General features: G+C 75.3%; 1 protein-coding gene. It reads right to left on the bottom strand.

Annotated features, from left to right (window positions below):
* Nucleotides 1-209: 209 nt before the first annotated feature.
* Nucleotides 210-583: type II toxin-antitoxin system PemK/MazF family toxin (locus GT030_RS24710; protein WP_237522782.1), on the bottom strand; the 374-nt coding region annotated here is incomplete at its 5' end.

Raw genomic sequence — 583 nt, 5'->3', positions numbered from 1 at the left:
CCTGTCTGACAATTCCCGTCTGCCGCGCGACGCCGTGCACGCTCCCCCAAGCTCTCGGCTCCGCTCGAGCAGGGGGTACCCCCCACTCGCCGCACCGGCCCCAGACCCGAGTACGTCCGGCACGAGGGCCTGGGGCCGGTGCGCCGAGAGCACGCATCTGACGCCGCGCGGCCGCCCTTCGGGCGACGACGCGAATTGTCAGACAGGACCTAGCGGGTCAGGCGGCGTACCTGGTCCCACAGGGCCGGGTCGACGGTGCCCACCCGGCGCCGGAAGTCCCGCACGCGCACCTCGCGCACCTCGTCGGTGCGCAGGAAACTGGGGCGGCCCCGGGCGTCGCCCACCGAACCGGGCGGCAGCGGGATGACCCCCGCGCGCCGGTCGTGGTCCTTGCTGGTGATTTTCGCGACCGTGACCCGGTCGCCGCGCACGGACAGCACCAGACACGGCCGGTCCTTGGACTCCGGCCGGTCCTCGTAGGGCACGTCGGCCCACCAGATGTCGCCCGGTCGCGGACGGTCCGTCAGATTCCGCGCCCGGTCCCGCGGTCGGGGCCGCGGCGCGGGCCGGCCGGGTGGCCGCC

The sequence above is a fragment of the Streptomyces sp. SID1328 genome, assembly GCF_009865595.1.
In the GTDB taxonomy this organism is placed as follows: Bacteria; Actinomycetota; Actinomycetes; order Streptomycetales; family Streptomycetaceae; genus Streptomyces; species Streptomyces griseoluteus.
This window is presented reverse-complemented; position numbering and strand designations above follow the sequence as displayed.